Origin of the sequence: Teichococcus rhizosphaerae (assembly GCF_002631185.1) — a bacterium.
GTDB classification, from domain to species: Bacteria; Pseudomonadota; Alphaproteobacteria; order Acetobacterales; family Acetobacteraceae; genus Pseudoroseomonas; species Pseudoroseomonas rhizosphaerae.
Window position 1 is genome coordinate 70,125 of sequence record NZ_PDNU01000021.1, and the last position, 26,561, is coordinate 96,685.

Here is a 26,561-nt window from a genome sequence, read left to right on the forward strand (position 1 = left end):
GCATCGGTGGCGCCTAGGCGCCACCTGAGCCGAATTTCCAGACCGGGATGCCGAGCTTCTTCGCCTTGTCGGCGAGATTGTCCTGGATGCCGGTGCCGGGGAACACGATGACCCCGATCGGCAGCACGTCCAGCATCTGATCGTTGCGTTTGAACGGGGCGGAGCGGCCGTGTTTGGTCCAATCGGGGGCAAAGCCGATCTGCGTAACGCCGCGGTGGTCGGCCCAGCGGGCCGCGATCTTCTCGGCGCCTTTTGGAGATTTGCCGTGCATCAGCACCATGTCGGGATGCTTCGCGCGGACCTGGTCGAGCTTGGCCCAGATCAGTTGATGGTCGTTGAAGTCGAGCCCGCCGGTCAGCGCGATCTTCGGTCCGGCGGGCAGCAGCACCTCGCGATCGGCGCGTTTGCGCGCGGCGATGAAGTCGCGGCTGTCGATCATCGCAGAGGTGAGCTGGCGATGGTTGACGCGTGAGCCGTGGCGGGGAGACCAGTTCGAGCCGGTCGTTTTCCGGTAAAGGTCGGCGCCGGTGTCACGAAAGAGTTCGAGGGCGTCTCGGCGTTCGATGAGCCGCTGTCCGGTGGCGATCAGCGCCTCGAGCTGCACGGCCTTCACCTCGGAGCCATCCTGTTCGCGCTGCCCCTGCTTCTGCGCCAGCTCGTTGTCGTCGAGTGTGCGTTCGACCCGTTCGACGGCGCGGTGGAAGGTGTTGACCGTTGACCACAGCAGGTCGTCGAGATCTGCGTCGAGGCCGGTATCGGCCATGGTCGCAATCAGCGCGTCGAAGATGTCGGCGACGGCGCCGGCGATCACGCGATCTTCCGGAATTGGTCGAGGATCGGGTTCATCGTCGCGGGGATGGAAGCCGTAGAGCTGAAGCTCGGTCAGAACGTGGTCGGTGGGAGAAGAGATGTGGTCGGGCTCAAATTCGTCGTGCTCGCTCATGGGAAGCTCCGTTCGCTGGACCGCGACCGCCGCGGCCTTCATGGCGACGAAGCCGTCGGACGGGCTGGACTGGCACCCGGAGCGAAGCGAGGGGCCGCAGCGTGAGCGAAGGACCGCAGGGGCCGGCTATTTTGTCTCGCGATGGAAAGGCCCGAGCCGGGGTCCCCGCGCGGCTTGACCGCGTGGGGTGGAGCGGGCCGCCGGAAAATAGTCGGCCACAAGGTTGCCTGGATAGACCGTCTGATGGCCGATCGCCCTCTGGAAGGCCGGGGCGCGGTCCTCTGGCGAAACGGTCATCCCGGATGCGAGCGTTGATCGAAGTGCTCGACCGGCAGCCGCCTGCCTCCATCCCGGTTAGGCTGCGTGCTCCATGAAGCGTGCGACGTCCTGGGGCGCGATCTGGACCCGGATGGCCGCCCGGAGCGCCGCGAGCCCTACCAGCCGGAGGTCTTCATTGAAGTCGCCAAGCGTCGGAGACAGGGTGACTGCCTCGATGCCCGCTTCCTCCGCGCGGGTCATCAAGGTCCTCACCGCTGCATCGCCGGCGGGATCGTCATCACGCGCGACATACAGCCGGTGCAGGGTGTCGGGGAACTGGATGGCAGCCAGATGTGCCGCCGACAGCGCAGCCGCCATCGGCATGGTTGGCAGGACGCAGCGCAGCGACAGCATGGTCTCGACGCCTTCGCCGGCCGCCATCACCGAGCCCGGCAGTCCGAAGCGCACGGCAGACCCGAGGAGATTGCCCATCGCCCGTCTCGGTGTCTCGACGGGCGCCTTGCCTAAGGTCGCTTCGTTGAAGCCGTCGGGGTCCAGCCAGGTGCGGTGTGCGCCGGTGAGCTCGCCATTGAGGTCCGTGACGGCGGCGATGATCGCCGGCCAGATCTCGGTCGGGGAATGCTCATCGGGGCGGAAGAAGCAGCGGGGATGGAAGCGCAGCGATCCGGTTTCGTGCAAAGACGTAATGCCGCGTGCGCGCAGATACGTCTCGGCGAGTGTACGGCTGATAGGCTGTGCCATCGCGAAGAGACGCCTCGCGGCGTCTGGCGAGCCCATTGGCGCCGCGAACGTCCTAGCCCGCCTCGACTCTCGTGCGGGTTCTGGATGCGGGAGGCTCAAGAAGCGCCGCGCTTCCTCGGCGACCTGCTTGAAGTCGGGAAGGTCGCAGGTTTCGCGAATGACATCGAGCAGATCGCCATGCTCGCCAGTCGCGGCGTCGGTCCACTTGCCGGCGGCGCCCTTGCCGGTCTGCGGCCCCTTGAGCCGCACGAACATTGAGCGGCCCGGCGTGTTGCGAACGTCGCCGACCAGCCAGTAGCCTCCCTGCCTTGTGCCGTTGGACAGATAGTGCCGGCACACGGCTTCGGCTTGGCCGGCGAGGCGGGCCGCGAGATCGGATGCGTCAAGGCTGGCCATCACGCTGCCTCCCGTTCAGAGATCCGCGTGACTGGATAGCGCTCCATCACCTTGGCAAGGACGCCCACGCCGGTCGCGTCGGTGGGAACGAACATCCGGAGCTTCCAGGAGATGATCTCGTGGAACAGGCCGTAGGACCGGAGGAGATCGCGCATCGTGTCGGAGAAGCCCGATAGCTCGATGCGGTGGACGCCCATAACCCGCGCGCGATGAAGCTGGAGGCCCTCAGTGAGATCGAGGACGGTGCTGCCTGCCACCAAGGCTGCAAAGGCATCGGCAGCCGTCAGCGTGGGCGCTCCGATCGCGAGCGCGTTGGCCGCCCAGGCTGGAGACACGCGTCGCCCGATGATGCGTTCCCCGTCGTCCGTCTGGAGGCGATAGACACGTGTGCACTCATCCGGGAGACGCTTCCAGATCGGGAGCAGGAGCCCGGCGACGACATGGATCGTGCTGTCGGTGAACTCGGGGATCTGCCCCAGTTCGCGCTGCCACGCCGCAGCGAAGACCTCGCGATCGGCCACCCGCCAATGGCTTTCCGCCATCCACGCCAGCGATGCATGGTGATGTTCCATCGGGCGGAGCAAGCGCACCCGGCGTTCGATTTCGCCGTCATCCAGCATGATGCTCGGGGCAGGCACCTGAACCGCCGCCCTGGCGGATCGGTCGTTGATCAGCAGAGCTGCACGTGGATCGGCGAGAAGCTCGAAGGCTTGTTCGAGCGACAGGGGCCTGTTGCGCTCGCGCTGGGTGATCGTCAGCAAGCGGGTTTCCGCGCCAGTGGCGGGATGCGTGTAGATGGTGTGCCGGTCGGTGACGACGAAGCTTTCGGCTTTCAGCGTTTCCAGCCCGATGTCATAGGTGCCGCTGGCCAGTGCTCCGGCAATACGGGCATTGAGAAGCTGCTCGAAGGCGCTGAACAATATGCCCTGCAGGTCGATCGTCAGCGCCAGCAAGCGATTGAGAAAGGTCGTGATCGGCGGTAGCTCGTCGCGGATGCCTGTGTCGTCCATCAGGCTGAGGCCGGTGGCGCTCTCGAAGATTTGGAGCGGGCAGCCATCGACCTTGCCGCGGACGATCAGCAGGTAAAGTTGGCGGAGCGCGTCGCGCGCGTGGGGGCTTTCGAGATTGTCCTCGGGTCTGAAGAGGCCCTGTCCGCCGGTCTGGCGCTGGCCGCGGGTGATTGCCCCGAGCGTGTCGAGCCGGCGGGCAATGGTCGACAGGAAGCGCTTCTCGGCTTTCACGTCGGTTGCGATCGGACGAAAAAGCGGCGGCTGCGCCTGGTTGGTGCGATTGGTGCGACCAAGGCCCTGAATGGCGGCGTCGGCTTTCCAGCCCGGTTCGAGGAGATAGTGGACACGAAGGCGCTGGTTCCGCGCCGCGAGGTCAGCGTGATAGCTGCGCCCGGTGCCGCCAGCATCACTGAACACGAGGATGCGCTTGGCATCATCCATGAAGGCGGCGGTCTCGGCGAGGTTGGCGGAGCCCGGACGGTTCTCGACCATGAGCCGATCACCTTTGCGGATGATGCGCCGCGATCGCCCGGTCACCTCGGCTACCAGGTCGGTTCCGAAGCGCTGGACGATCTGATCGAGCGCGCCAGGCACCGGCGGCAGGCTTGCGAGTTTCTCGATCAGCCGGTCACGCCGGGCGAGCGCTTCACGGCTTTTGACGGGCTGGCCGTCGCGGGTGACAGGTCGCGAAGAGAGATTGCCATCCGCGTCGGTGAACGGCTCGTAGAGCTGCACCGGGAAGGAGTTTTGAAGGTAAGACAGCACATACTCGCGCGGCGTAATGTCGACGCGCACGTCGTTCCATTCCTCGGTCGGCACCTCGGCCAGTCGCCGCTCCATCAGTGCCTCGCCGGTGGAGACGATCTGGACGACAGCCGCGTGCCCGTCATCGAGATCGCGCTGGATCGAGCGGATCAGCGTTGGGGTCTTCATCGAGGTCAGCAGGTGCCCGAAGAAGCGCTGCTTTGTGCTTTCGAAGGCCTGATGGTCCCCCGTTTTGGTGGACACGGGTTTAGGCCATTTGTCGTTCGGCCTGTTCGGGGGTCCTGTATCCGAGAGCGGAGTGGATCCGTCGCCGGTTATAATAGCCTTCGATATAGGCGAACAGGTCTCGTCGTGCTTCCTGTCGAGTTGCCCATCGCCGCTGGTGGACGAGCTCGACCTTGAGGGTGTGGAAGACGCTTTCCATGGGCGCATTATCGTAGCAGCACGCCGTCCGGCTCATCGAGGGTTTGGCTTTCATTGCAATGAGTTGCTTGCCGTACGCTTCCGAGGCGTATTGGCTGCCGCGATCGGAATGACAGATGAGGCCTTGGGCCGGTCTTTGCCGCTGCGCAGCCATCATCAAGGCGGCCAGCGGCAGCTCTGTTCGCATATGGTCGCGCATCGACCATCCGACGATCTTGCGGGTCGCCAGATCGAGCACGGCCGCGAGATACAACCATCCCTCGCCGGTCGCGATATAGGTAATGTCGGCCAGCCAGACGCGGTTGGGTGCCTCCGCGACAAACTCCTGTTTCAGCAGGTTGGGCGCAATCGGCAGATAGTGGCGGCTGTCGGTCGTACACGGCTTGAACCTGCGGCCCGCAAGAGCGCGGATACCATGTCGCCGCATCAAACGTTCGATACGGCCACGACTTGCCGTTCTGCCTTCCGCGCGCAGCGCGGCATGCATCCTGGGGCTGCCATAGCGGCCGTGATGCTCGGCATGGAGACGACGGACATCGTCAAGCAAGGTGCGGTTGGCGCGCGCACGGGCGCTTTCCGGGCGGTTACGCCAAGCGTAATAGCCGCTGGCTGAAACCTCGAGAACCCGGCACATCAGCCGGATCGGCCAACGCTCGGCATGGTCGCGGATGAATTTGAAGCTCATCTCGGCACCTCCGCGAAGATGCCGATCGCTTTTTTTAACACGTCGCGCTCCATGCGCACACGATCCAGTTCACGCTTCAATCGCGCGATATCCGACGCCTGGTCCGCTGGTGACGGCAGCGGCGGCATACCCGGTGATGGCGCCGCTCGCGATCGTGCGCTCCCGCCGCGAACCACCGCTCGCCAGTTCCGCAACATCGATGGCGAAATCCCCACCTCGGCCGCCACCTGCATCACCGGCCGGCCGCTGCTCTCCAGCAGGGCAACCGTCTCTCGTTTGAACTCGGGAGAAAACTCCCTCCTCGTCTTCGCCATTGCACACCTCCATGCCCGATAGGGCTTAGCAAAGGTGTCCACTGAAGCGAGGGACCATCAGCCGAACGGGCGGCAGATTTGGCGCGCGGGTTGAGCGTGCCGGTCTCGCTGGTGATGTTCGCGGCGCGCATCGCGGCATCGAGGTTGTTGTGGATGATCGAGAACGCGCCAGCATAGGCGTCATAGATGCGGCGTTGCTCGTCGGTGAGCGCGTGCTCAACCAGCTCGTACTCGACCCCGTCATAGGACAGGGATCTGGCGGTATAGAGGCCGAGGGCGCGAAGATCGCGGGCCAGCACCTCCATCGCTGCGATACCGCCGGCCTCGATGGCAGCGACGAATTCGGCCCTAGTGGCGAACGGGAAATCCTCGCCGCCCCACAGGCCGAGACGCTGGGCATAGGCGAGATTGTGGACAGTGGTGGCGCCTGTCGCCGAGACGTAGACGATTCGGGCACCGGGGAGGGCGTGCTGGAGCCGCAAGCCGGCACGGCCCTGCTGCGACTGAGCGACATCGCCTCGTTCTCCCTTTCCGCCGCCGGCGTTCTGCATTGCATGGCTCTCGTCGAAGATGATCACCCCGTCGAAATCGGAGCCCAACCAATCGACGATCTGGCGGACGCGCGAAACCTTGTCGGCCTTCTCATCGGACCGCAGCGTGGCATAGGTGGTGAATAGGACGCCTTCCGGCAGTGTGATCGGCCGCCCCTGCGGGAAGCGGGAGAGCGGCGTCACCAGCAGGCGTTCCATGTCCAGGGCCGACCAGTCGCGCTGCGCATCCTCGATCAGCTTGTCCGACTTCGAGATCCAGACGGCCTTGCGCCGACCGTGCAGCCAGTTGTCGAGGATGATGGCGGCGGACTGGCGGCCCTTGCCCGCGCCCGTGCCGTCGCCGAGCATGAAACCGCGCCGGAATCGGACGGCGGATGCCGCGTCGTCAGGTGCAGCAGAGACGACATCGAACGTCGCGTCGATGGTCCAGGCGCCGCTGAGGAAGCCCGTATGGGCCTCGCCGGCATAGATCACGGTTTCGAGCTGCGCGTCCGACAGTACGCCCTCGGTGATGAGCCGTTCGGGCAGGCGTGGACGATAGCTCGGCTTGGGCGGTGCGACCGACGCCATGGCCGCCGATTGCACGAGCTTGGTCGGATGGGCTTGAGAGCCAGGAATGCGGATCGTCTGAAGTCCGTATTCCTCGTAGATGGCGTCGGTCAGCCGACCATGTTCGGCCAGCTTCCAGTCGAGGGTCTCATAGGCGAGGTCCAGGTAAAACGGCTCCTCGAGTGATGACCTCTGCGGCGCGTTCGCGGTGCCGCGCGCAATCGGACAGGCAACTTGCTTCAGCGCCATCGCCGACGGCGCCGGCAGGGCGACCGAACCCGCCACTGTGAGCCGTGGGGGAACGTGTTCCGTGACCCAGCCCATAAGCGTCTGCGTGTCGACTGCTTGACCCTGTGATGCGGGAAACCGGGCCGGATCGTCTGCCGGCAGCTTGTCGAAGACGGTGAGCCGCGTCTCGATAGTGGTGCCGTGCCTGGCGTAGACGGCGCCCTCGATGCTCGCGGTGAATACGACGCGGCCGCGCTCCTGCAGTCGGATGAACGCCTCGCGCCAGGCTGGATGCTCCGGGCTGACATTGGCGCCGGTGATGGCCACCAAGCGCCCGCCCTCGGCGAGGCGGGCGAGCGCGGATGCGATGTGTCTCAGAGCGGCGTCGGCCATGCGACCGGAGACGTTCGCCATCGCCGAGAATGGCGGGTTCATCAGCACGACCGACGGGACCATAGCCGGGTGCAGATGATCGTCGATCTGCGCTGCGTCGAAGCGCGTGACTGCGACCGCCGGGAAGAGGGAGGAGAGGAGGCTGGCGCGGGTTTCCGCCAGTTCGTTGAGGATCAAAGTAGCGCCCGCAATCTCGGACAGAATGGCGAGCAAACCGGTCCCGGCGGACGGTTCGAGCACACGGTCGGCAGGTGTAATAGCGGCCGCGCGCGACGCTATGAAGCCGAGCGGGATGGGCGTCGAGAATTGCTGGAACGTCTCGCTTTCGAGGGAGCGGCGGGTGTGCGTGGGAAGCAGACCGGCGACTCTGGCGACCAGCGGCAGGGCAGCGGCCGGAGAGCCGGCTTTGTGCAAAAGCGCTTTGCCGTATTTGCGGAGGAAGAGAACGGTCGCTGCCTCGCAGGCGTCGTAGGCCAGCTTCCAGTCCCAGGCTCCGGCAGCGTCGCTCGCGTTGAAGCTCGCTTCCATCGCGTCACGAAGCAGGGTGGCGTCGACACGTCGGCCGGCTTCGAGATGGACGAGGATGGATCGGGCGGCATCGAGCAGGGCCGCCATTCTGTCGACGCGTGGCAGATGAGACGCCGGCCTATGTTCTTGCGCGCATGGCGCGGAACGATCGTGCATGGGGAAGACCTCGAGGAGAGCGGGAACAGGGCGAGCCCTCGGCCGCTCTCTCTCGACCGTCCGGGCTCAAACCCGTCACGGCCCCCTCTGCCTCTCGACGTGCGAGTGGCAGGCTGAATCAGCCGAAGCGCCGGCCCGCTTCGGTGAAGGTGTAGCCGTTCGCCGCAATCGCCTCGTCGACCTCCTCGTCCGAGGTCAGATGCTCGTATTCCCTTTCGAGCTGGCGGTAGAGCCAGCGGGCCAGATCACGGAGCGCTTCCGATACGGCATCTTCTGCATCGGCGGTCATGTCCTGACCTACGGGACTGTCGCGATCAACCATGATGGCCATGCACTGCTCGTGATAGTAGCGCCCCCGCTGAGTCATCGTGGCTCGGAGCTGGTAGAAGTTGCGCCGCTGAACGGCCTGGAGGGTATCGGCGATCCGGTGAAGCGCGGTATCCGTCGGTGCATAGGCCCGGATGCGGCCGGCGGCGGATCTCGCGTGTCGGTAGTCGCCCTCGAAGCAGGCTCCGTCGCCCTGGCTCCAGAAGCCCGAAAACCAGATGCAGGGTTTCAAGCGGGTGCTACCGCCGAACAGTCGGACAGGGCGCCTCCTGAGACTGATGCCCAGGATCATGCAAATGCGTTCGAAGTCGTCATAGACGAACTCGAACCAGTCATAATCGAAGCCACCCTCGCGGTACCATCCGCGCGCGGCGTCCTTCGCCGCAGTGGAGAGTTCGTCGAGGCGATAGACGATGGTTTCGATGATCTCAGGCATCGGGATTACCTCCATCCACCGCGGCGGCGAGCCAGCCATCGGTGTCGATCCATCCGAGGGTCTCACCCGTGCCGAGGTCGAGGACGTGCGCACCGCCACCGAACGCATTGAGCCGGGGCCGCGAGCAGGTATTGGCGTATTGGAAGCCCCAACGGCCCTTGAGGCTAAACTCCGTCGCGCAGAGTTTCACGAACTGGATCAGCCGTTCTGGATCGCCGGAGACGTCATCCCGTAGCCAGAGCTGCGAGCCGCCGTGCTCCGGCTGGATGGAGACAAGGAAGCCCTCCGACGGCGGTTCTTCCGACGCGCCGGCTTCGGACAGGGCATTGTAGAGATCGAGTGCGCGCGCGGCGTTCTGAGGTGTGCCGACGTCGAGCAGGCACGAGAAGTGCGTGAAAAAGTCTGCCATGACAGTCTCCCACGAAAATAAAAAGGCCCGGCGTGGCGACCGGGCTGATGGAAGGGGCGTGTGAGGAAAGATGCGGGACCACCGGAGCGGTCCCGCCTGGATCGGCTACTCGGCTGCGATGGCCGGGAGCGGCTCGGTATCTTCGTCCGAAGCTTCCTCGTCGGCTGATAGGAACGCCGGCAGATCCACGGAGCTTGCCTCAGCTTCGGGTTCGGCCGTTTCGGAGGATGTGTCCGTGTCGGCGAGCCGCAGCGGCTCGGGCAGCCACCGGGCGTCGGCGAGAAGTCGTTCGGCTTCCTTGGCCATTTCAGCTTTCTTCAGATGCTCTATGAGCTGCGCCGCCCGATCTCCCGCGCCCTCACGCACGGCCTCGACGATGCGTCGCTTCGGCACCCGGCCGAGATAATTGTCGACCGAAGGACGCCATCCGGCCTCCACCATGTCGAGACCAGTCGCCCGCGCGAGCCGGTCGGCCTGGGTGAGACGGCGTTCGAGCCCGTCCTGGGACACGCCGTTCCCGCCGTAGGGGTTCGGCTTCTCGTAAAGCGCGTTGACGCCGAAGCTCACGCAATGAGCGAGCAGCGCGAGTCGGCTCGCATCGTCGAGTGCCGACAGCCAGTCCCAGAGCGCCTCATCGTCCTGCGGAAGATCGGCCTTCCAGGCGTCCTGACGCTCCGCGATCGCGCATGCGGAGGGGCTGTCCTTGAGGTCGGCGGCCTGCGCGGGGAAGAAGACGTGTCGCACGGACGCTTCGAGGCATCCGCCGCCGGTGCTGGTGCGCTGGAATGTGTCGATGACGAGCTTGTGCAGCAGCGCCGTCAGCGCGATCTGTGGGTTACTCGCCACGGCGTCGCGCAGCGCGAGCGTGCGATGGGCGGTCAGTTCGATCACCAGGCGCTCGGGCAACGGCTTGATAACGTCGTCCTCGTCGTCCTCGCTTTCGATCGGCTGCCCGCCGACCGTGATGACGGTGCGGGACGTGCCGCTCGGTCCGGGTTCGCCGGCTTGAGCGCCGGTCGCCGCCGTAGCGCCACCGGTCTCGTCGTCGGGCAGAACGAGGGGCGCCTCGTCGTCCGGGCGAACATAGCCGCGGTCGGCCACGAGCCTGCCGTCCGCGCCGATGCTCACGAAGACGCCAGCACGCGTGATATCACAGGGATCAAAGATCACCGACCGGGTGTCGAGCTCATCCAGCTGGGCCTCGATTTCGCCGAGCCGCGCATCGACCTCGTCTGGCAATTCGTCCGCACCTTCACACTCTGCTTCGAGCCGCTGATACTCAGCGTTGAGCGCGTCGATCGTCGCCTGTTCGTCAGCCGATCGTTCGGCGGCGACACCGTCGATCTGGCGCAGACCGTGGGTGTGACCGTAGGGGAAGTCGGCAGCGACCTCGATCCACTTCCAACCTTCGGCCGCGATGGCCTCAGCCTCTGTCTTCAGCTTGGCGGCAACCAGGGTATCGAGCAGGGCGACATCGGCGAGCCAGCCGCCATCGTCCTGTTGGAAGAGATCGCGCAGGACCGTGCCGCCAGCGGCTTCATAGGCATCGAGCCCGACGAACATGGCGCGGCGGTCCGACGCGCGCACCGTCTTCTCGGTCAGCATGCGGCGGATCTGATAGGGCTCCTTGGACCAGGAGCTTGCGATCGTCTCCCAGACCTGTTCCTGCCTCGGATGGTCGGCGCTGACCGTGAAGGCCATCAGCTGCTCCAGCGTCATGCCGTCCTCGGCATAGATGTCGAGAAGCTTCGGCGAGACGCCGGCAAGACGCAGACGCTGCTTCACCACATGAGCGGAGGTGAAGAAGGCCGCGGCAATTTCTTCCTCGGACTGGCCCTTGTCGCGCAGCGCCTGGAACGCCCGGAACTGATCGAGCGGGTGGAGCGGGGCACGCTGAAGGTTCTCTGCCAGGGAGTCGTCTTCGGCCAGAATCGGCGTGGCGGGATCGCGCACCACGCACGGCACTGCGGCTGTCTTGGCGAGGCGCTTCTGCTTCACCAGACGCTCGAGCGCCCGGTAGCGACGCCCACCGGCCGGGATCTCGTACAGGCCGGTCTCTGCGCCATCGGCATCGATGATAGGACGGACGTTGAGGCTCTGCAGGAGACCGCGGCGGGCGATGTCCTCGGCGAGTTCCTCGATCGAAATGCCGGCTTTGATGCGCCGGACGTTCGCCTGCGAGAGCGTGAGCTTGTTGAAGGGGATGTCGCGCGATGGCGAGAGGATGATCTTCTGAATGGCAGTGGCCATGACAGGTCTCCGCGACGGGCGGCCGGGAGCCTCTCTCCCGACCTCCAACCCGTCACGAAAATCGGCGCAGCCCTCTTCCTCTCATTGCTTCCGGAAAGCCGGAACGCCGTAGAGCCGGAAAGACGGGACTGCGCCGATGCTTGGAGTGGAAGCGAGTGGGTCAGGCTGCCTGGCGTTCGGCCTCGGGAGTGGTGGCAATTGCCTGACCCGGTTCGCCCGCATGTGGGGCGAAGGCCAGCAACCAGTCCGCTGCCTTGCTCGCCTGACTGGCTGCACGGACGATGGCGCGATTGTCCTCGCGCAGGACCTCGGCCCAGGATCCGATGTAGTCGGCGTGGCGGACGGTCGGGGCGATGCCGAGGGCGGCGCAGCAGAAGGCCGAGGCGATTTCGGCCACCAGTTCCTCGAACGCGTATTTCTTGGAGCCGAACGATCCTGTGAGATCGCGTCCGAGCCGATGGGCTGCGCCGCTGGCATGGGCGCATTCATGCAGCGCCGTGCGATGCCAGTTGATGGGCTCGAAGAAGGCCTGGGGCGGCGGCACCATCACATAGTCAGGTGCCGGCGCGTAGTAAGCCCGGTCGCCGCCGATGCGAAAGTCGATTCCGCTCGCCCGGATCAGCGCGTCGACCGTGGGCTCGATCAGCCCGGGTTCGGGCGCCGGCACAGCGGCCACGAGGTCCTCGGGCAGGCCGTCACACTGAGCGACGTTGAAGACCGTGAAGCGCTTCAGGAACGGGATCGCCTGTGCCTCGTCGCCGGTCTCTCGCGCACGACGGCGTTCATCGTCCGGCACGAAGCGGTCGGCATAGACGACGGTGGTGCCGCGCTCGCCCTTGCGGACATTGCCGCCAAGCGACAGGGCCTGGCGGAAGGTCAGCCAGCCTTGGCTCGGGAAGCCGTGCGAGATCACCGCGCCCCAGAGGATCAGCACATTGACCCCCGAGTAGCCGCGCCCGGTTGCGGCGTTGGTCGGCATGGCGAGCGGCGCCTTGGCCGCGGCCGTCCCCCAGGGCTGGACCCAGGGCAACCGTCCGGCCTCCAGTTCGGCCAGAATCTTGCCGGTGATTTCGTCATACAGGCTCTTCCGGTCGGCGCTCGGCCGGCCGCGTGGATCAAGTTTCGACATCGCGGGTCTCCGCGACGGGTGCCGGAAGCCTCTCTCCCAGCCTTCAACCCGTCACGGCACAGCCGGCCTGCACTCTCACTCTCGGGGGGCGTTGCGGGGGCTCCCCGCTAGACACGGGTCGGCAGAGACAAAGTTCAGCCGCAGGGGAAGGCTTTCCCCTCAGATCCTGGGAATGCTCACGATACCAATCAGCGGACCATTGACTACAAATCTGCCGAGGCTGATGATGCCAATCAGCCGGTAGTCGGAGATGTCATGTTCCAGCGATTCGTTGAGCGGAGGGCGGAGGAGGCGCTTGCAGACACGCCGGTCGTCCTCATCGTCGGACCGCGCCGGGCCGGCAAGACGACGCTGGTGCGAAAGATGGGAGAAACCGGCTGGACCTATAGCACACTCGACGACCAGACCGTCCTCGAGGCCGCCCAGTCCGACCCGGCCGGGTTCATCCGAGGTCTGGATCGCGCCATCATCGACGAGATCCAGCGCGCGCCCAATCTGTTGCTGGCGATCAAGAAGACGGTCGACGAAGATTATCGCCCGGGCCGTTTCCTGCTGACCGGCTCGGCCAATGTGCTGACCTTGCCGCGCGTCGCTGACAGCCTCGCTGGCCGGATGGAAACCATTCGGATGCTGCCCTTGGCTCGGGCGGAAATCGAAAGCCGAGCACCGACCTTTCTGGAACGCCTGTTCGAGGGGACTTTGGAGAGTCAAAGCGCCGCCATTGTCGGCGACGAGTTGGTCCAGCTTGCGTTGCGCGGCGGCTTTCCTGAGGCGATTAGTCGTGACAGCGAACGCCGGCGACAAGACTGGGCGCGTGCGTATCTCACCTCGATCCTGACCCGTGATCTGCGCGATATCGCTGAAGTTGAGAAGCTCACCGAACTCCCCAAGTTCGTGCGTCTTCTCGCCGAACATTCCGGGCAGCTCGTCAACTATTCCCAGCTTGCGAGCGGCATCAACGTCAACCACAGGACCGGTCAGCGCTATGTCGGTCTGCTCGAACAGGTGTTCCTGATCGCGACCCTGCAGCCATGGTTCACCAATGCGCTCAAGCGCATCGTTAAGACGCCCAAGCTGCATTTCCTTGATTCCGGCCTGCTGGCTGCCGCGCGCGGGCTGACTTTCGATCGGATCAAGGCGGATCGGGGGGCATTTGGCGCGCTGCTCGAGAGCTTTGTGTTCTCCGAAGTGCTGAAGCTGATGACGGCCTCAGACCTGCGTCTGACGCCACATCATTTCCGCGATCGGGACATGCGCGAGGTCGACATCGTGCTCGAGCGCGATGACGGCATGATTGCCGCCATCGAGGTGAAGGCGAGCGCAACGGTCAAGGCCAGCGACTTTTCGGGCCTGCGCGCATTGGCCGAGGCTTGTGGGGACCGCTTCGCGTTTGGCGTCGTCCTCTACGACAGCACGGATGTCGTGCCGTTCGGAGACCGCCTGGCGGCCGCGCCACTATCGTGTCTGTGGGCGTGAGGAAAAGCCGATGAAGATAATCGACAACACCTCACTGCTTCTCGGCGATGACCTAAAGGCGACGTTGGGGCGTGGCGCTCGGATCAAAATCGCAGCGTCCTGCTTCTCGATCTATGCGTTCGAGGCCCTGAAGGCGGAGTTTTCGAAGGTCGAAAGCCTACAGTTCATTTTCACAGCCCCGACCTTCGTCGCGACGGATGTGACTGACCGCCTCCGCAAGGAGCGGCGAGAGTTCTTCATCCCAAAGACGACGCGAGAGCGGGGGCTCTACGGCACCGAGTTCGAGATTCAGCTTCGCAACAAGCTCACGCAGCGCGCAGTCGCGCGCGAGTGCGCCGAATGGATACGAAAGAAGGCTCGCTTCAAGTCGAACAAGACTAAGGCACCGATGCAGCAGTTCATTCACGCAGGATCGGAAGCCGGCGACGTCGCCTACATGCCGATTAGCGGGTTCACGGCCGTTGACCTGGGCTATCAGAAGGGCGACGCCGTCTCGAATCTCGTTACGCGCATCGACGATGCGGCGCACACACAGGTCTATCTGCAACTGTTCAATCAGATCTGGAACGATGAGGACAAGGTCAGCGACGTCACCGCCGCCATCTGCGACCACATCGAGTCCGTCTACCAGGAAAATTCACCTGAACGGATCTACTTCCACATCCTCTACAACCTCTTCCAGGATTTCCTCGAAGAGATTGATCAGGATGCGCTGCCAAACGATCTGACCGGCTACAAGGACAGCCTCGTCTGGAACAAGCTGTTCAACTACCAGAGGGATGCTGCCACTGGTATCATCAACAAGCTGGAGATGCACAACGGGTGCATTCTGGCGGACAGCGTCGGCCTCGGGAAAACCTTCACCGCGCTCGCGGTCATCAAATATTACGAACTGCGCAATCGGTCGGTGCTCGTCCTGTGCCCGAAGAAGCTTGCGGACAATTGGCGCAACTACAACACCAATCTGACCACGAACATCTTCGCCAAGGACCGCTTCAACTACGACGTACTGAGCCATACCGATCTCTCCCGCACCTCAGGAGAGGCGTTCGGGATTCCGCTGAACCGCGTGAACTGGGGTAACTACGATCTCGTCGTCATCGATGAGTCGCACAATTTCCGGAACAACGATGTCTTTAAGGATCGGGAGACCCGCTACCAGAAACTGATGAACAAGGTCATCCGCGCCGGCGTGAAGACCAAGGTTCTGATGCTGTCGGCGACGCCGGTGAACAACCGGTTCAACGACCTGCGCAATCAGCTCGCGCTGGCCTATGAAGGGGATTCAGAAAACCTCAGCCGCAAGCTGAAAACCAAGACCGGGATCGAAGAGATTTTCCGGCGCGCCCAAAAGGCGTTCAATGCCTGGTCGGATCTGCCGCCGCACGAGCGAACCGCAGCCGCAATCCTGAAGGCCCTGGACTTCGATTTCTTCGAGATGCTCGATGCCGTGACGATCGCCCGGTCGCGCAAGCATATCGAGACTTTCTACGACACCAAGGATATCGGAAAATTCCCCCAGCGCCGAAAGCCGCTGTCGTACCAATGCCCGATCACTCATCGCTCCGACGTGCTCGGCCTCAACGACATCTTCGGCAGCCTGTCGGTGCTCAAGCTCGCTGTTTATGCCCCGATCAGCTACATTCTGCCGAGCCGGCTGCGGAAGTACGAAGAAATCTACGACACCCAGGTGGAGGGTGGTCGCGGCAAGCTGCGCCAGGCTGACCGCGAGCGTAGCCTTCAGGCGCTTATGACCACCAACCTGCTCAAGCGGTTGGAGAGTTCGGTCGAAGCCTTCCGCCTCACCCTGCGGGCGCTCAGCGGCAACATCGCGCAGACCCTTAAGGCGATCGAGACCTTTGAGCGCACGGGCGCCGCCGCGAGTGTGACCGACCATCTCGGCGATCCCGGTTTCGATCCCGACGATGATGATCTGAATGGTCTGGATGAGTTCACGGTCGGCAAGAAGATTCAGATCAGTCTGTCGGACATGGACCTTCCATCGTGGAAGCACGACCTCACCGCGGATCTCACGCTGATCGGTGACCTGATCGCCTCGATGGACAAGGTGGTTCCGGAGGATGATGCCAAGCTGCAGCATCTGAAGGACGTCATCACCCGCAAGGTCGCTGACCCGCTCAACCCCGGCAACCGCAAGGTTCTGATCTTCACCGCCTTCGCAGACACGGCGAAGTACCTCTACGCCAATTTGGCGCCGGCCTTTCTTCAGTCGCACGGCCTGCACTGCGGCATGGTCACCGGCTCCGACGCGCCGAAGAGCACGCTGAAGAAAAGCTATGACTTCCAGTCCCTGCTGACCCTGTTCTCGCCGCGCGCAAAGGAGAAGCATCTGGTCCTGCCGCACGAAACCGGCGAGATCGACATCCTTATCGGAACGGATTGCATCTCCGAGGGCCAGAACCTCCAGGATTGCGACTATCTGATCAACTACGACATTCATTGGAACCCGGTGCGGATCATCCAGCGGTTTGGCCGCATCGACCGTATCGGGTCTCCCAATGCGCAAATCCAGCTCGTCAACTATTGGCCGGAAATCTCGCTGGACGAGTACATCAATCTCAAGGAGCGCGTCGAAAACCGCATGATGATCGCCGACGTCACGGCGACCGGCGACGACAACGTGCTGACGGCCAAGAGCAGCGACATTGCCTACCGGAAGGAGCAGCTCAAGCGGCTCCAGGAAGAGGTGATCGAGCTGGAGGACGTGCGGACCGGGATTTCCATCACGGATCTCGGCCTCAACGATTTCCGTATGGACCTTCTGAACCACATCAAGGAGCACGGCGATCTCGAGCATCTGCCCAACGGCATGCACGCGGTTGTGCCGGCACAGCCGGCGCTCGGGCTGAAGCCCGGTGTGATCTTCGCGCTGAAGAACATCCATGACAGCGTGAACATCAACCAGCAGAACCGGCTGCACCCTTATTACCTCGTCTATGTCGGTCACGGCGGTGGGGTCATCATCGACCATACCGAGGTGAAGTGCTTGCTCGATCTGATCCGCACGAGCTGCAAGGGCCAGGCAGAGCCGATCCGGGCGGTCTGCCAGCTGTTCAACGAGCGGACGCAGGACGGCCGGAAGATGGAGCATTGCTCCGCCCTTCTGAGTGCGGCGATCCGCTCGATGATAGAGGTCAAGGAAGAGAAGGACATTGACAGCCTGTTCAGCGGTGGGCGGACCACGGCGCTGGTCCACACCATCGCCGGGCTCGACGATTTCGAGCTGATCGCCTTCCTCGTGATCGAGGAGGGGGCCACATGACGGCAGCGTTCTTCGATTATCCCAAGGCTGCAGCATTCGGCCGGGTTGTCCCCAAAAGCCGCATATACGAGCACGCTGGTGCCAGCACGGCGCTCCGGGATCTGTTCGTCACCCAGGTCGATCAGATCGTCTGGAAGTACAAGCTGGCGCCGGAAACGACCAACCTCGCGGCGACGAAGGCCGTCAGCGAGATTCAGGTGTTCGGCATCAGCATGCGCTCCAGCAAGCTCGACGAAGATGTGTTGCGCGCGATCGACCGCGCGATCCCGTTCCCGCTGATCTTCGAGCTCACATGGTCCGGAAAGCGCAAGGCGGTGGCCGCTTTCAAGCGGCCGAGTGATGCCGATTCCACGAAGTGGGTTGTCAGCGGCTATTTCGCGACCGATTGGGCACCTGACGACACGGCGCGTCGGCCGTTGCCGGTCGCCCTCAATCTCGGCGGTCTCTACGACTCCCTCATCACGGCGCTGATGCCGAAGTCCGCCGCCGAAGCGGAGCAAGCCGGTGAGGACATCCAGGCGCGTGTGGCGCGGATGGAGGCGATCCGGGCCAAGGCGCGGGAGGTGGACCGGATCAGGGCCCGCCTGGCCCGCGAGAAGCAGTTCAACAAGCGCGTGGCGATCAATGCCGAGTTGCGCGCCGCACGGCAGGAACTGGAGCGCCTTTCTAGCGGCGCTCCCGTCACTGCTGCGACGAACTAGTAAGGGAATGACGATGGAAAAGCTGAAGATGCACAGCCCTGACCTGAGCCAGGAGAACATCGCGAAGATCCGCGACCTGTTCCCCAGCTGTGTGACCGAGGCACGCGACGAGGTGACGGGGGTAGTGCGTCTAGCGGTAGACTTCGATCAGCTGCGCCAGGAGCTGAGCGACAACATCGTCGAAGGGCCACAGGAGCGGTACCGGTTGGATTGGCCCGGAAAACGCGAGGCGTTGATCACTGCGAACTCCCCCCTCTCAAAAACCTTACGACCTGCACAGGACGAAAGCGTCAACTTCGACACGACGAAGAACCTATTCATCGAAGGCGACAACCTTGAGACCCTGAAACTGCTACAGGAAACCTATCTCGGTCAGGTGAAGCTGATCTACATCGACCCTCCCTATAATACTGGTAAGGACTTCATCTATCGGGACAACTTCACCGCAGCCAAAGAGCAGTTCGAGATAGACGCGGGGGAGAAAACTGCCGAAGGCGGGCGTCTGGTGGCGAACCCGGATACGCGCGGTCGATATCACTCGGACTGGATGTCGATGATCTATGCGCGTCTGACGGTCGCGAAGAGGCTCTTGAAGGATGATGGGATTATCCTCGTCAGCATCGACGACTACGAACAGGCTGCGCTCCGAAAGTTGATGGACCAGGTCTTCGGCGAGACAAACTTCGTGGCTCAACTGGTCTGGGAGAAAGGCCGAAAGAACGATGCAAAGTTCTTTTCCGTTGGTCACGAATACATGATGGTCTTCGCTAAGAACGTGACGCGGCTACGCGAGAAGCAAGAAATTTGGCGGGAAGAGAAGCCCGGTGCGCGCGATATATGGGCCGAATTCGTCAGGCTACGCGAAGTTCATGGTGATAACTTCAAGGCGATCGAGGCTGATCTTTCTCAATGGTACTCCGACCTGCCGAAGGGCCATCCTGCAAAGAAGTGGGCGCGGTACAAGCGGGTCGATGAAAACGGTCCCTGGCGAGACCGCGATATCTCTTGGCCCGGTGGAGATGGGCCGCGATATGATGTGATCCACCCCAAGACTGGGCAACCCTGTGAAGTGCCGGAGCGCGGCTGGATCTACGCAAACTCAAATGAAATGCAGAGACAGATCAAGCTCGGACTGGTTGAGTTTCGCGACGACCATACACAACCACCTTTCAGGAAGGCCCATATTCGACCGATCCCCGAAGAGGCGGATGGAAGCCAAGTCGACTCGAATGATGTTGATGACGATAGCGAAGAGGAAGCGGATTTCGCCACGCAGGTTCGTGGGTCGTATTTCTATAAGCAATCACAAGTCTCGGTAAGATACCTGCGCAAGCTCATGGGGGCGAAGGTCTTCACGAACCCCAAGGATCACGATGAGTTGGCAAAACTGATCGAATATATGACGCCGAATGACCGTGCCGCCCTCGTGATGGACTTCTTTGCTGGATCGGCCAGTACCGCCGAAGCTGTCTTCCGGGCTAATGCCACCTTTGGAACCAACCATCGTTTCATCATGGTTCAGCTCCCCGAGAATTTGCAGGAGGCAGAAGCCTCGACCACAGGGACTGCGAAGAAGACGGTGCAGGCCGCAATCAAGCTCATGAAGAAGAATGGTCGACCGCTGGTCTTGTCTGAAGTGTCTAAAGAACGCGTGAGACAGGCCGGGGCAGCGGTGGTGTCGGAGACTTGCGATCCGGGTTGGAACCGCGATGTCGGCTTCCGGGTCCTGAAGGTCGATACGTCCAACATGCAGGACGTGTACTACCGCCCTGACGAGATCGATCAGAAGGACCTCCTCGCTGCCGTCGACAACATCAAGTCCGACCGCACCCCTGAGGACCTGCTGTTCCAGGTGCTCGTCGACTGGGGCGTGGACCTGACGCTGCCGATCCAGCGCGAGACCATACAGGGCAAGACCGTGTTCTTCGTGGACGGAAATGCGCTGGTCGCCTGCTTCGAGACCGGCGTGACGGAGGAGCTGGTGAAGGAACTTGCCGGCCGCGAGCCGCTGCGCGTGGTTTTCCGCGACAACGGCTTCGTGTCCGATGCGGTGAAGATCAACGTCGAACAGGTCTTCCGCCAAGTCTCGCCTGGCACCGACGTCAAGTCGATATAAGGGAGTGGCCATGAAGCTTAAATTCAAGGTCCAACCCTATCAGACGCAGGCCGTGACTGCGGTCGTGGACTGCTTCGCCGGACAGCCGATGTCGAACGGGATTACCTACCGGATCGATCCCGGCCGGAAGGCTCAGACGAGCGCCTTCGAGGAGGGGTTCAAGAACCCCGATCTCGCGCTGACCGAGCTTCAGGTGCTGGCCAACATCAAGGACGTCCAGCGCCGCCAGAACCTGCCTCTTTCCGACAAGCTGGTCGCCAGCGCCGGATGCCGGATCAACCTCGACATCGAGATGGAGACGGGGACCGGCAAGACCTATTGCTACATCAAGACGATCTTCGAGATGAACAAGCGCTACGGCTGGTCGAAGTTCATCATCATGGTGCCGTCGATTGCCATCCGGGAGGGCGTCCACAAGTCGCTGCAGATCACCGCCGACCACTTCACCGAGAGCTACGGAAAGAAGGCGCGCTTCTTCATCTACAATTCCAAGCGGCTGCACGAGCTGGAGAGCTTCTCGTCGGACGCCGGCATCAACGTGATGATCATCAACATCCAGGCGTTCGCGGCGCGCGGCGCTGACAACCGCCGCATCTATGAGGAGCTGGACGACTTCCAATCACGCAAGCCCATCGACGTCATCGCCAGCAATCGGCCGATCCTGATCCTCGACGAGCCGCAGAAGATGGAAGGCGCAGCCACGATGGAGGCGCTGCCGAAGTTCAAGCCGCTCATGATCCTGCGCTACTCGGCGACCCATAAGACGCAGCACAACCGTGTTCACCGGCTGGATGCGCTCGACGCCTATAACCAGAAGCTGGTGAAAAAGATCGCCGTCCGGGGCATCCAGACGCGGGGGCTCGCCGGCACCAACGCCTACCTCTACCTCGAGGGGATCGAGATATCGAAAAAGGCGCCGGTAGCCCGGCTTGAAATCGAGGTGAAGCTCGCGAGCGGCGAGATCAAGCGTCAGCTCAAGCGACTGGAGTTCCGAGACGACCTATTCGCCGAGTCCGGCGAGCTGGACCAGTACCGCGACGGCTTCACGATCTCCCAGATCGACGCGCGCAACGACACGGTCGAGTTCACCAACGGCGTAGTGCTCCGCGCCGGGGAGGCGACCGGCGATGTGTCCGAGCGCGACATCCGGCGCATCCAAATCCGCGAGACGATCAAGGCGCATCTCGACAAGGAGAAGCAGCTCTTCGCCCAGGGCATCAAGGTGCTGTCGCTGTTCTTCATCGACGAGGTCGTGAAGTACCGCGATTACGCACAGCCGGATGAGAAGGGCGAGTACGCCCGCGTCTTCGAGGAGGAGTACGAGCTTCTCAAGGCAGAATATCTGGCTGAGCTGGCGATTGATAACGACGCCTACCGGAAGCACCTGGCGGGCATCGATGCAGCCAAGACGCACAACGGCTATTTCGCGATCGACAAGAAGACCAACCGGCTGAAGGACCCCGCCGTCGGGGCGCGATCGGTCGATTCAGACGATGTCGACGCCTACGACCTGATCCTGAAGGACAAGGAACGGCTGCTGTCCTTCGCAGAACCCACGCGGTTCATCTTCTCGCATTCCGCACTCCGCGAAGGGTGGGACAATCCCAACGTCTTCGTCATGTGCATGCTCAAGCACAGCGACAACACCGTCTCACGGCGCCAGGAAGTGGGCCGGGGACTCCGGCTGTCGGTCGATCAGAATGGCGACCGGATGGACAACCCCGCAGTCGTCCATGACATCAACGTCCTCACGGTCGTCGCCAGCGAGAGTTACAATAACTTCGTGGCCGGCCTCCAGAAGGAGATCGCCGACACGCTGACGTCGCGCCCGCGGAAGGCGACGGAGGCCTATTTCACCGGGAAGACCATCACGACCGATGCTGGCCCGATCGAGATCACGCCGGCCATGGCGAAGCAGATTTACCGCTACCTCGTGAAGAACGATTATTCCGACGACGCAGACCAGATCACCAGCGCCTACCACCAGGCGAAGGAGGCCGGAACCCTGGCGGCCTTGCCGGATGAGCTGAAGGTGCATGCCGATCAGATTTTCCAGATCATCGACAGTGTGTTCAGCGATGCGCAGCTCCCGAAGGTCGAGGACGGCCGCAAGCCAAAGACAAATCCGCTCAATGAGAATTTCGAGAAAAAGGAGTTCCAGGAGCTCTGGCGGCGTATCAATCAGAAGGCTGTTTATCGGGTCGAGTTCGACTCCGATGAATTGGTCCGAAAGTGCGTAAGCGCCCTTGATAGCCAGCTTCGCGTGACGCCGCTCCAGTACACGGTTCAGACCGGCATACAGGGTGACGGGTTAACGGACGAACAGCTGAAGGCAGGTGATGGTTTTGCCCTGACACGCTCAACGACCGAACGCGGCGGATCTGTCCATTCGCTTGTGAAGTACGACCTCCTCGGGAAGGTCGCCGAAAATACTGAGCTCACTCGCAAGAGTGCAGCCGAAATCCTGACCAGCATCCAGGCCAGCGTGTTCGGGCAGTTCAAGGAGAATCCAGAGCACTTCATCGCCGAGGCGTCGCGGATCATTGCCGAGCAGAAGGCCACGATGGTGATCGAGCGGCTTGCTTATGACGGGCTCGCTGAGCGCTACGACGTCGACATCTTCACTGCGAACCAGACTGGCCAGGACTTCTCCAAGGCATCGGCCAAGCTCAAGCGGCACGTGTACGATTACGTGGTCACCGACTCCGAGATCGAACGAAAGTTTGCCGACGAGCTGGATACTGCGAGCGAGGTGGTGGTCTACGCCAAGCTGCCACGCGGCTTCCTGATCCCGACGCCGGTGGGCGACTACAACCCCGATTGGGCGATCTCCTTCAAGGAGGGAAGCGTCAAGCACATCTACTTCGTTGCCGAGACCAAGGGCACCATGTCCTCGATGAAGCTCCGCGAGATCGAGAACACCAAGATCGCTTGCGCGCGGAAATTCTTCGACGAGATCGGTCAGCGCGTGTCCGAGGATCGGGTCAAGTATGACGTGGTGACGAGTTACGAGAAGCTCATGGATATCGTGGGGCGAGCTGCTGCATAGAGTTGAGGCGGTTACCTGATGCAGTGAGCGCAGGGGAGATTCAATGGACGAAGACGCCAGAGAAGCCAGATTTCATTTTCTGCGGGATGGCAATTCTGAACCGAATAGCCTCGACTGGAACAAGGGGATCGAGAGTGCCCGCCAGGCGATTTCCGAGGCTATGAATGCCAAGAACATCGCGTTCTTGCTCGGCGCCGGATGTTCCTCCCTGATGAAGGGCAAAAAGGAACTCGGCATTGCAACCATGGCGCCCCTGGCCAAGGAGTTTTGCGGAGAAACCCTCGATGCGCGCGCGGCGGGCTTCTACGCCGATCCGCCGGTGGTCGGCGCTGCCCCGGCGCCATGGCGACTGACCAAGGACGAACTCGAATATCTCGATGCACTCGGGATCGATCTGGCGAAGGATTACAGCCGCAACCTGGAACGCCTGATGGAGGTGCTGTTCGCGCAGCGGTTCGTGCTGCGCCAGAGCGAGAATGCCGCTCTTCACCCCTACCGCGCTGTTCTCGACGGCATTATCAAGAAGGTCCAGGATTTCCTCTGGACACGTGTCACCCAAGGGGCCTTCGCCACGGACGGCGACACCACCGTGCGCGACCTCTACGAGCGGTTCTACAAAAAGCTGGTCCTGCGCGATCGGTCCTTGCCCCGACCGTGGGTGTTCACGACCAACTATGATCATTTCAGCGAATTGGCGATGGATCGGCTTGGCATTCCCTATGCCAACGGCTTTTCCGGCGTCGTGGAACGTCGCTTCAATCCGGCGATCTTCCGCTATGCCCTGGCCGAACAGCTCGACGTCGCCAGCCGCAAGTGGACCGCCGTCGACGCCTTCGTCTATCTCTGCAAATTGCATGGCTCGGTCACTTGGACCGAAGACGATCATGGCCTGTTCCCGATCAAGGAAGTCTGGCCGCCGGAATCCACGAACCAGATGCTGATCTATCCGACGCCGGCGAAACAGAACTCTTCGCTCGGCTCGCCCTATGCAGACATGTTTCGGGAATTTCAGTCCCGGATCGTGCGCGAGCAGAGCGTTCTCATCACGGCCGGCTACGCCTTCGGCGATGAGCACCTGAACAACATTATCTACCAGGCGCTAACGATCCCGACGTTCCGTCTGGTGATCTTCGCGGCGCCGGATACGGGCGGCGAGATCGCCAAGCTGCGAGCGCTGCGAGACCCGCGCATCTGGATCATCGGGGGCGACGGTCCTGCCGAGGGAACCAGGGCTCACTACTTCGACATGATCGTCGAGCATTTCATGCCACAGCGCCCCAGCGACAGGATCGATGACGCCGTTCGCAAGGTGTTGTCCGAACTGGCGCCGAAGAGGGATGACGAGACTAAGGTTGGCGGGGCATGAGCCACGATGATCGCAAGCGCGCGATCGGCAAGGTGGTGTCGGTCGCGGCCGACCGTTTCGTTGTCGAGATGCACGCCGGCACCGACAATTTCACGGTCGTTGGCTTCGACGGCGTGCATTATGTGGCGCGGCTGGGATCGTTCCTGATGATCCCGTCGCAGTCGGAATATGTCGTGGTCGAGGTTGTCGGCCTGCGTGAGCGCGACGCGAGCACGCCGTCCGAGCGCGGCGATTTCGACAGGGCCGGCTCCTCGAAGTATCTGGACGTGGTGCCGGTCGGCATGTTGCCGATGCATGGCGGCGCGTTCCGTTTCGGTGTGTCCGTTTTCCCGTCTTTATATGCGGACGCACTCTATGCGCTGGACGGCGAACTCGATCGCATCTTCGAGACCGAGGCGGCCGTCGAGCCGTCAGTCGGCCCGGATGGCGGCGCCGGCGAACCCGAAGGGGCCACGCGCTATCGGGTTCTGCCCATAGGCAAGTCGGTAGTGTTCGAGAACTACGACATCAAGGTTCGATTGAACGAGTTCTTCGGCGGTCATGTTGCCATCCTGGGCAATACCGGCAGCGGTAAGTCCTGCACGGTTGCCTCGGTCTTGCAGTCCCTTTTCAGCAAGCCGGAGGAGCATCACGCCCGCGGCGCGACCTTCGTCGTCTTCGACGTCAATGGCGAGTATCACGCCGCGCTGGCCGCTTCCGCGAAGGAGGGAGCCATCGGGGTCGAGCGCGTCATCCTCGACGGCACGGCGGCTGGCTTCCGTATGCCGCATTGGTTCCTGGAGATGGCAGAATGGGAACTGCTCTTGCAGGCCAGCGAGCGAACACAGCTGCCGGTCCTTCGGACAGCGTTAGGTCTGACAAGTCTTTTTCATGCCAATACGCCAGAAGCTCTGGCGCTGCGCGAGCACTTTGTCGCCACCTGCATCATAGAGTGTTTTCGAGGGGCAGATGGCGACTCCCCTGTATCAAAATTTCAGCGCGTTGTCTCCCTTCTCCAGAAGTATCCGACAACCGACCTAAATATGGCGCTTCTGAACCGCTTTAATCCCAATTTTCAGTATGGAAATTTTTCGGGAAACAACCAATCGGCGTTCCTGGACGAAGTGAGAAAAAAGCTCCGGGAGGACGCGCCCTTACCAGCCTATAATCGGACACCATTCTCTTTTGATGAGCTGCACGAGTGTCTCGACTTCGCGATCCTCTATGAGGAGGCTCACGGCAATCGCCAAATCCGAGACTACTGCTCGTCCATGGTTACGCGCCTCAGATCCCTCCAGGAGAGAACAGAATATGCCTTTCTGCGTCACGAAGGAACCGACGTTGCCGCAGCCGTGAGCGATCTGGAATTTTTGACCAACATCGTCGGCCTGCAAAGGGCGGCCGGAGAATCTTTCACCAAACGCAATCAAGTCATTATTATTGATCTCAATTCTGTCGAAGATGAAATCGTTGAGCTGGTCAGTGCGGTCATCGCACGCATGCTTTTTCGGTTTCTTCGCCATGCGGAACCGAGAAACCGCTTCCCGATACACCTATTGCTCGAAGAGGCTCATAGATATATCGCATCTGCGCCGTCCCGCTTTTCCATCGACGCCACCAAGATTTTCGAGCGCATCGCCAAGGAAGGACGCAAATACGGCATGTTCGTGCTGCTGGCGTCTCAGCGCCCGAGCGAGCTGTCCAAGACGGTTCTCAGCCAGTGCTCCAACTTCCTGGTTCACCGAATCCAGAATCCCGACGATCTCTCCCAGATCCGCCAGATGACGCCGTTCATCTCAGAATCGGTCCTGAAGCGGTTGCCGTCATTGCCTCGGCAGCACGCGCTGGTATTTGGAACGTCGGTTAATTTGCCAACGACCTTCAAGGTCAGGGAGGCATCGCCGCGGCCGCGCAGTGATGATACCGCCGTGGTCGATCTGTGGTTTCACGAGGAAGGTCGAGCCGCTGACATCCGCCTAGCGCTCCGTCCGGCCGATGCCGCTGTGGCGGCTGAGGGCGAGGCGCTGATAGTAAACGCAGCGTCGGACGATGACATTTTGTGACCAGCTGGAGACGCTG

General features: G+C 62.4%; 16 protein-coding genes. 7 read left to right on the top strand and 9 right to left on the bottom strand.

Annotated features, from left to right (window positions below):
- Window positions 1–13: 13 nt before the first annotated feature.
- The 9 genes from CR162_RS12220 to CR162_RS12260 all read right to left on the bottom strand — a co-directional run bounded on the left by CR162_RS12220 (window position 14) and on the right by CR162_RS12260 (window position 12,512).
- Window positions 14–943, bottom strand: a complete 930-nt coding sequence (locus CR162_RS12220; RefSeq protein WP_099095864.1) for a DUF2493 domain-containing protein — start codon at window positions 941–943, stop codon at window positions 14–16.
- 354 nt (window positions 944–1,297) lie between these two features.
- On the bottom strand, window positions 1,298–2,359 hold the full coding sequence (locus CR162_RS12225) for a DUF7146 domain-containing protein (RefSeq protein ID WP_099095828.1): 1,062 nt from the start codon (window positions 2,357–2,359) through the stop codon (window positions 1,298–1,300).
- Window positions 2,359–4,377 carry a strawberry notch C-terminal domain-containing protein gene (locus tag CR162_RS12230; protein ID WP_456316211.1) on the bottom strand — a complete coding sequence of 673 codons (2,019 nt, stop codon included), beginning with the start codon at window positions 4,375–4,377 and terminating at the stop codon, window positions 2,359–2,361. The genes CR162_RS12225 and CR162_RS12230 overlap by 1 nt, the downstream gene beginning before the upstream one ends.
- 4 nt (window positions 4,378–4,381) lie before the next feature.
- Window positions 4,382–5,556 (bottom strand): IS3 family transposase gene (locus CR162_RS12235; protein WP_099095829.1). Its coding sequence is split into 2 segments (ribosomal slippage): window positions 4,382–5,268 and window positions 5,268–5,556, totalling 1,176 coding nucleotides; the frame shifts between segments, so codons are not numbered across the junction.
- Entirely contained in the window at window positions 5,475–7,892 is a 2,418-nt protein-coding gene (locus CR162_RS12240) for a strawberry notch-like NTP hydrolase domain-containing protein (RefSeq protein ID WP_456316212.1), read from the bottom strand. Before CR162_RS12240 ends, CR162_RS12235 begins: the two co-directional genes overlap by 82 nt.
- Window positions 7,893–8,079: 187 nt before the next feature.
- Window positions 8,080–8,724, bottom strand: coding sequence for an antitoxin of toxin-antitoxin stability system (locus CR162_RS12245; protein ID WP_099095830.1), 645 nt, complete (start codon window positions 8,722–8,724; stop codon window positions 8,080–8,082).
- On the bottom strand, window positions 8,717–9,133 hold the full coding sequence (locus CR162_RS12250) for a hypothetical protein (RefSeq protein ID WP_099095831.1): 417 nt from the start codon (window positions 9,131–9,133) through the stop codon (window positions 8,717–8,719). The genes CR162_RS12245 and CR162_RS12250 overlap by 8 nt, the downstream gene beginning before the upstream one ends.
- A 105-nt stretch (window positions 9,134–9,238) precedes the next feature.
- Complete coding sequence (locus CR162_RS12255; RefSeq protein ID WP_099095832.1) at window positions 9,239–11,383, bottom strand: ParB/RepB/Spo0J family partition protein; 2,145 nt, start codon at window positions 11,381–11,383, stop codon at window positions 9,239–9,241.
- Between the two features lie 160 nt (window positions 11,384–11,543).
- On the bottom strand, window positions 11,544–12,512 hold the full coding sequence (locus CR162_RS12260) for an ArdC family protein (RefSeq protein ID WP_099095833.1): 969 nt from the start codon (window positions 12,510–12,512) through the stop codon (window positions 11,544–11,546).
- Between the two features lie 255 nt (window positions 12,513–12,767).
- Here CR162_RS12260 and CR162_RS12265 point away from each other — a divergent pair, with 255 nt between their 5' ends.
- Genes CR162_RS12265 through CR162_RS12295 form a run of 7 tightly spaced genes read left to right on the top strand, consistent with a single transcriptional unit; the run spans window position 12,768 to window position 26,545 of the window.
- Window positions 12,768–13,988: an ATP-binding protein gene (locus CR162_RS12265; protein WP_099095834.1), complete on the top strand. Its 1,221-nt coding sequence runs from the start codon at window positions 12,768–12,770 to the stop codon at window positions 13,986–13,988.
- A gap of 10 nt (window positions 13,989–13,998) precedes the next feature.
- On the top strand, window positions 13,999–17,271 hold the full coding sequence (locus CR162_RS12270; RefSeq protein WP_099095835.1) for a helicase-related protein: 3,273 nt from the start codon (window positions 13,999–14,001) through the stop codon (window positions 17,269–17,271).
- Entirely contained in the window at window positions 17,268–17,972 is a 705-nt protein-coding gene (locus CR162_RS12275; protein ID WP_099095836.1) for a DUF4391 domain-containing protein, read from the top strand. Before CR162_RS12270 ends, CR162_RS12275 begins: the two co-directional genes overlap by 4 nt.
- 13 nt (window positions 17,973–17,985) lie before the next feature.
- Window positions 17,986–20,088 carry a site-specific DNA-methyltransferase gene (locus tag CR162_RS12280; protein WP_099095865.1) on the top strand — a complete coding sequence of 701 codons (2,103 nt, stop codon included), beginning with the start codon at window positions 17,986–17,988 and terminating at the stop codon, window positions 20,086–20,088.
- A 10-nt stretch (window positions 20,089–20,098) separates the two neighbouring features.
- A complete protein-coding gene (locus CR162_RS12285) occupies window positions 20,099–23,137 on the top strand; it encodes a type III restriction-modification system endonuclease (protein ID WP_099095837.1) in 3,039 nt (1,012 codons plus the stop codon).
- Between the two features lie 43 nt (window positions 23,138–23,180).
- A complete protein-coding gene (locus tag CR162_RS12290) occupies window positions 23,181–24,503 on the top strand; it encodes an SIR2 family protein (RefSeq protein WP_073135237.1) in 1,323 nt (440 codons plus the stop codon).
- On the top strand, window positions 24,500–26,545 hold the full coding sequence (locus tag CR162_RS12295; RefSeq protein WP_099095838.1) for an ATP-binding protein: 2,046 nt from the start codon (window positions 24,500–24,502) through the stop codon (window positions 26,543–26,545). Before CR162_RS12290 ends, CR162_RS12295 begins: the two co-directional genes overlap by 4 nt.
- Window positions 26,546–26,561 lie beyond the last annotated feature (16 nt).

Coding starts and splice junctions, on each gene's coding strand:
- CR162_RS12220 (WP_099095864.1), bottom strand. CDS start 943: ATGAGCGAGCACGACGAATTTGAGCCCGACCACATCTCTTCTCCCACC.
- CR162_RS12255 (WP_099095832.1), bottom strand. CDS start 11,383: ATGGCCACTGCCATTCAGAAGATCATCCTCTCGCCATCGCGCGACATC.
- CR162_RS12225 (WP_099095828.1), bottom strand. CDS start 2,359: ATGGCCAGCCTTGACGCATCCGATCTCGCGGCCCGCCTCGCCGGCCAA.
- CR162_RS12260 (WP_099095833.1), bottom strand. CDS start 12,512: ATGTCGAAACTTGATCCACGCGGCCGGCCGAGCGCCGACCGGAAGAGC.
- CR162_RS12295 (WP_099095838.1), top strand. CDS start 24,500: ATGAGCCACGATGATCGCAAGCGCGCGATCGGCAAGGTGGTGTCGGTC.
- CR162_RS12265 (WP_099095834.1), top strand. CDS start 12,768: ATGTTCCAGCGATTCGTTGAGCGGAGGGCGGAGGAGGCGCTTGCAGAC.
- CR162_RS12245 (WP_099095830.1), bottom strand. CDS start 8,724: ATGCCTGAGATCATCGAAACCATCGTCTATCGCCTCGACGAACTCTCC.
- CR162_RS12240 (WP_456316212.1), bottom strand. CDS start 7,892: ATGGCGGCCCTGCTCGATGCCGCCCGATCCATCCTCGTCCATCTCGAA.
- CR162_RS12280 (WP_099095865.1), top strand. CDS start 17,986: ATGGAAAAGCTGAAGATGCACAGCCCTGACCTGAGCCAGGAGAACATC.
- CR162_RS12270 (WP_099095835.1), top strand. CDS start 13,999: ATGAAGATAATCGACAACACCTCACTGCTTCTCGGCGATGACCTAAAG.
- CR162_RS12275 (WP_099095836.1), top strand. CDS start 17,268: ATGACGGCAGCGTTCTTCGATTATCCCAAGGCTGCAGCATTCGGCCGG.
- CR162_RS12250 (WP_099095831.1), bottom strand. CDS start 9,133: ATGGCAGACTTTTTCACGCACTTCTCGTGCCTGCTCGACGTCGGCACA.
- CR162_RS12285 (WP_099095837.1), top strand. CDS start 20,099: ATGAAGCTTAAATTCAAGGTCCAACCCTATCAGACGCAGGCCGTGACT.
- CR162_RS12290 (WP_073135237.1), top strand. CDS start 23,181: ATGGACGAAGACGCCAGAGAAGCCAGATTTCATTTTCTGCGGGATGGC.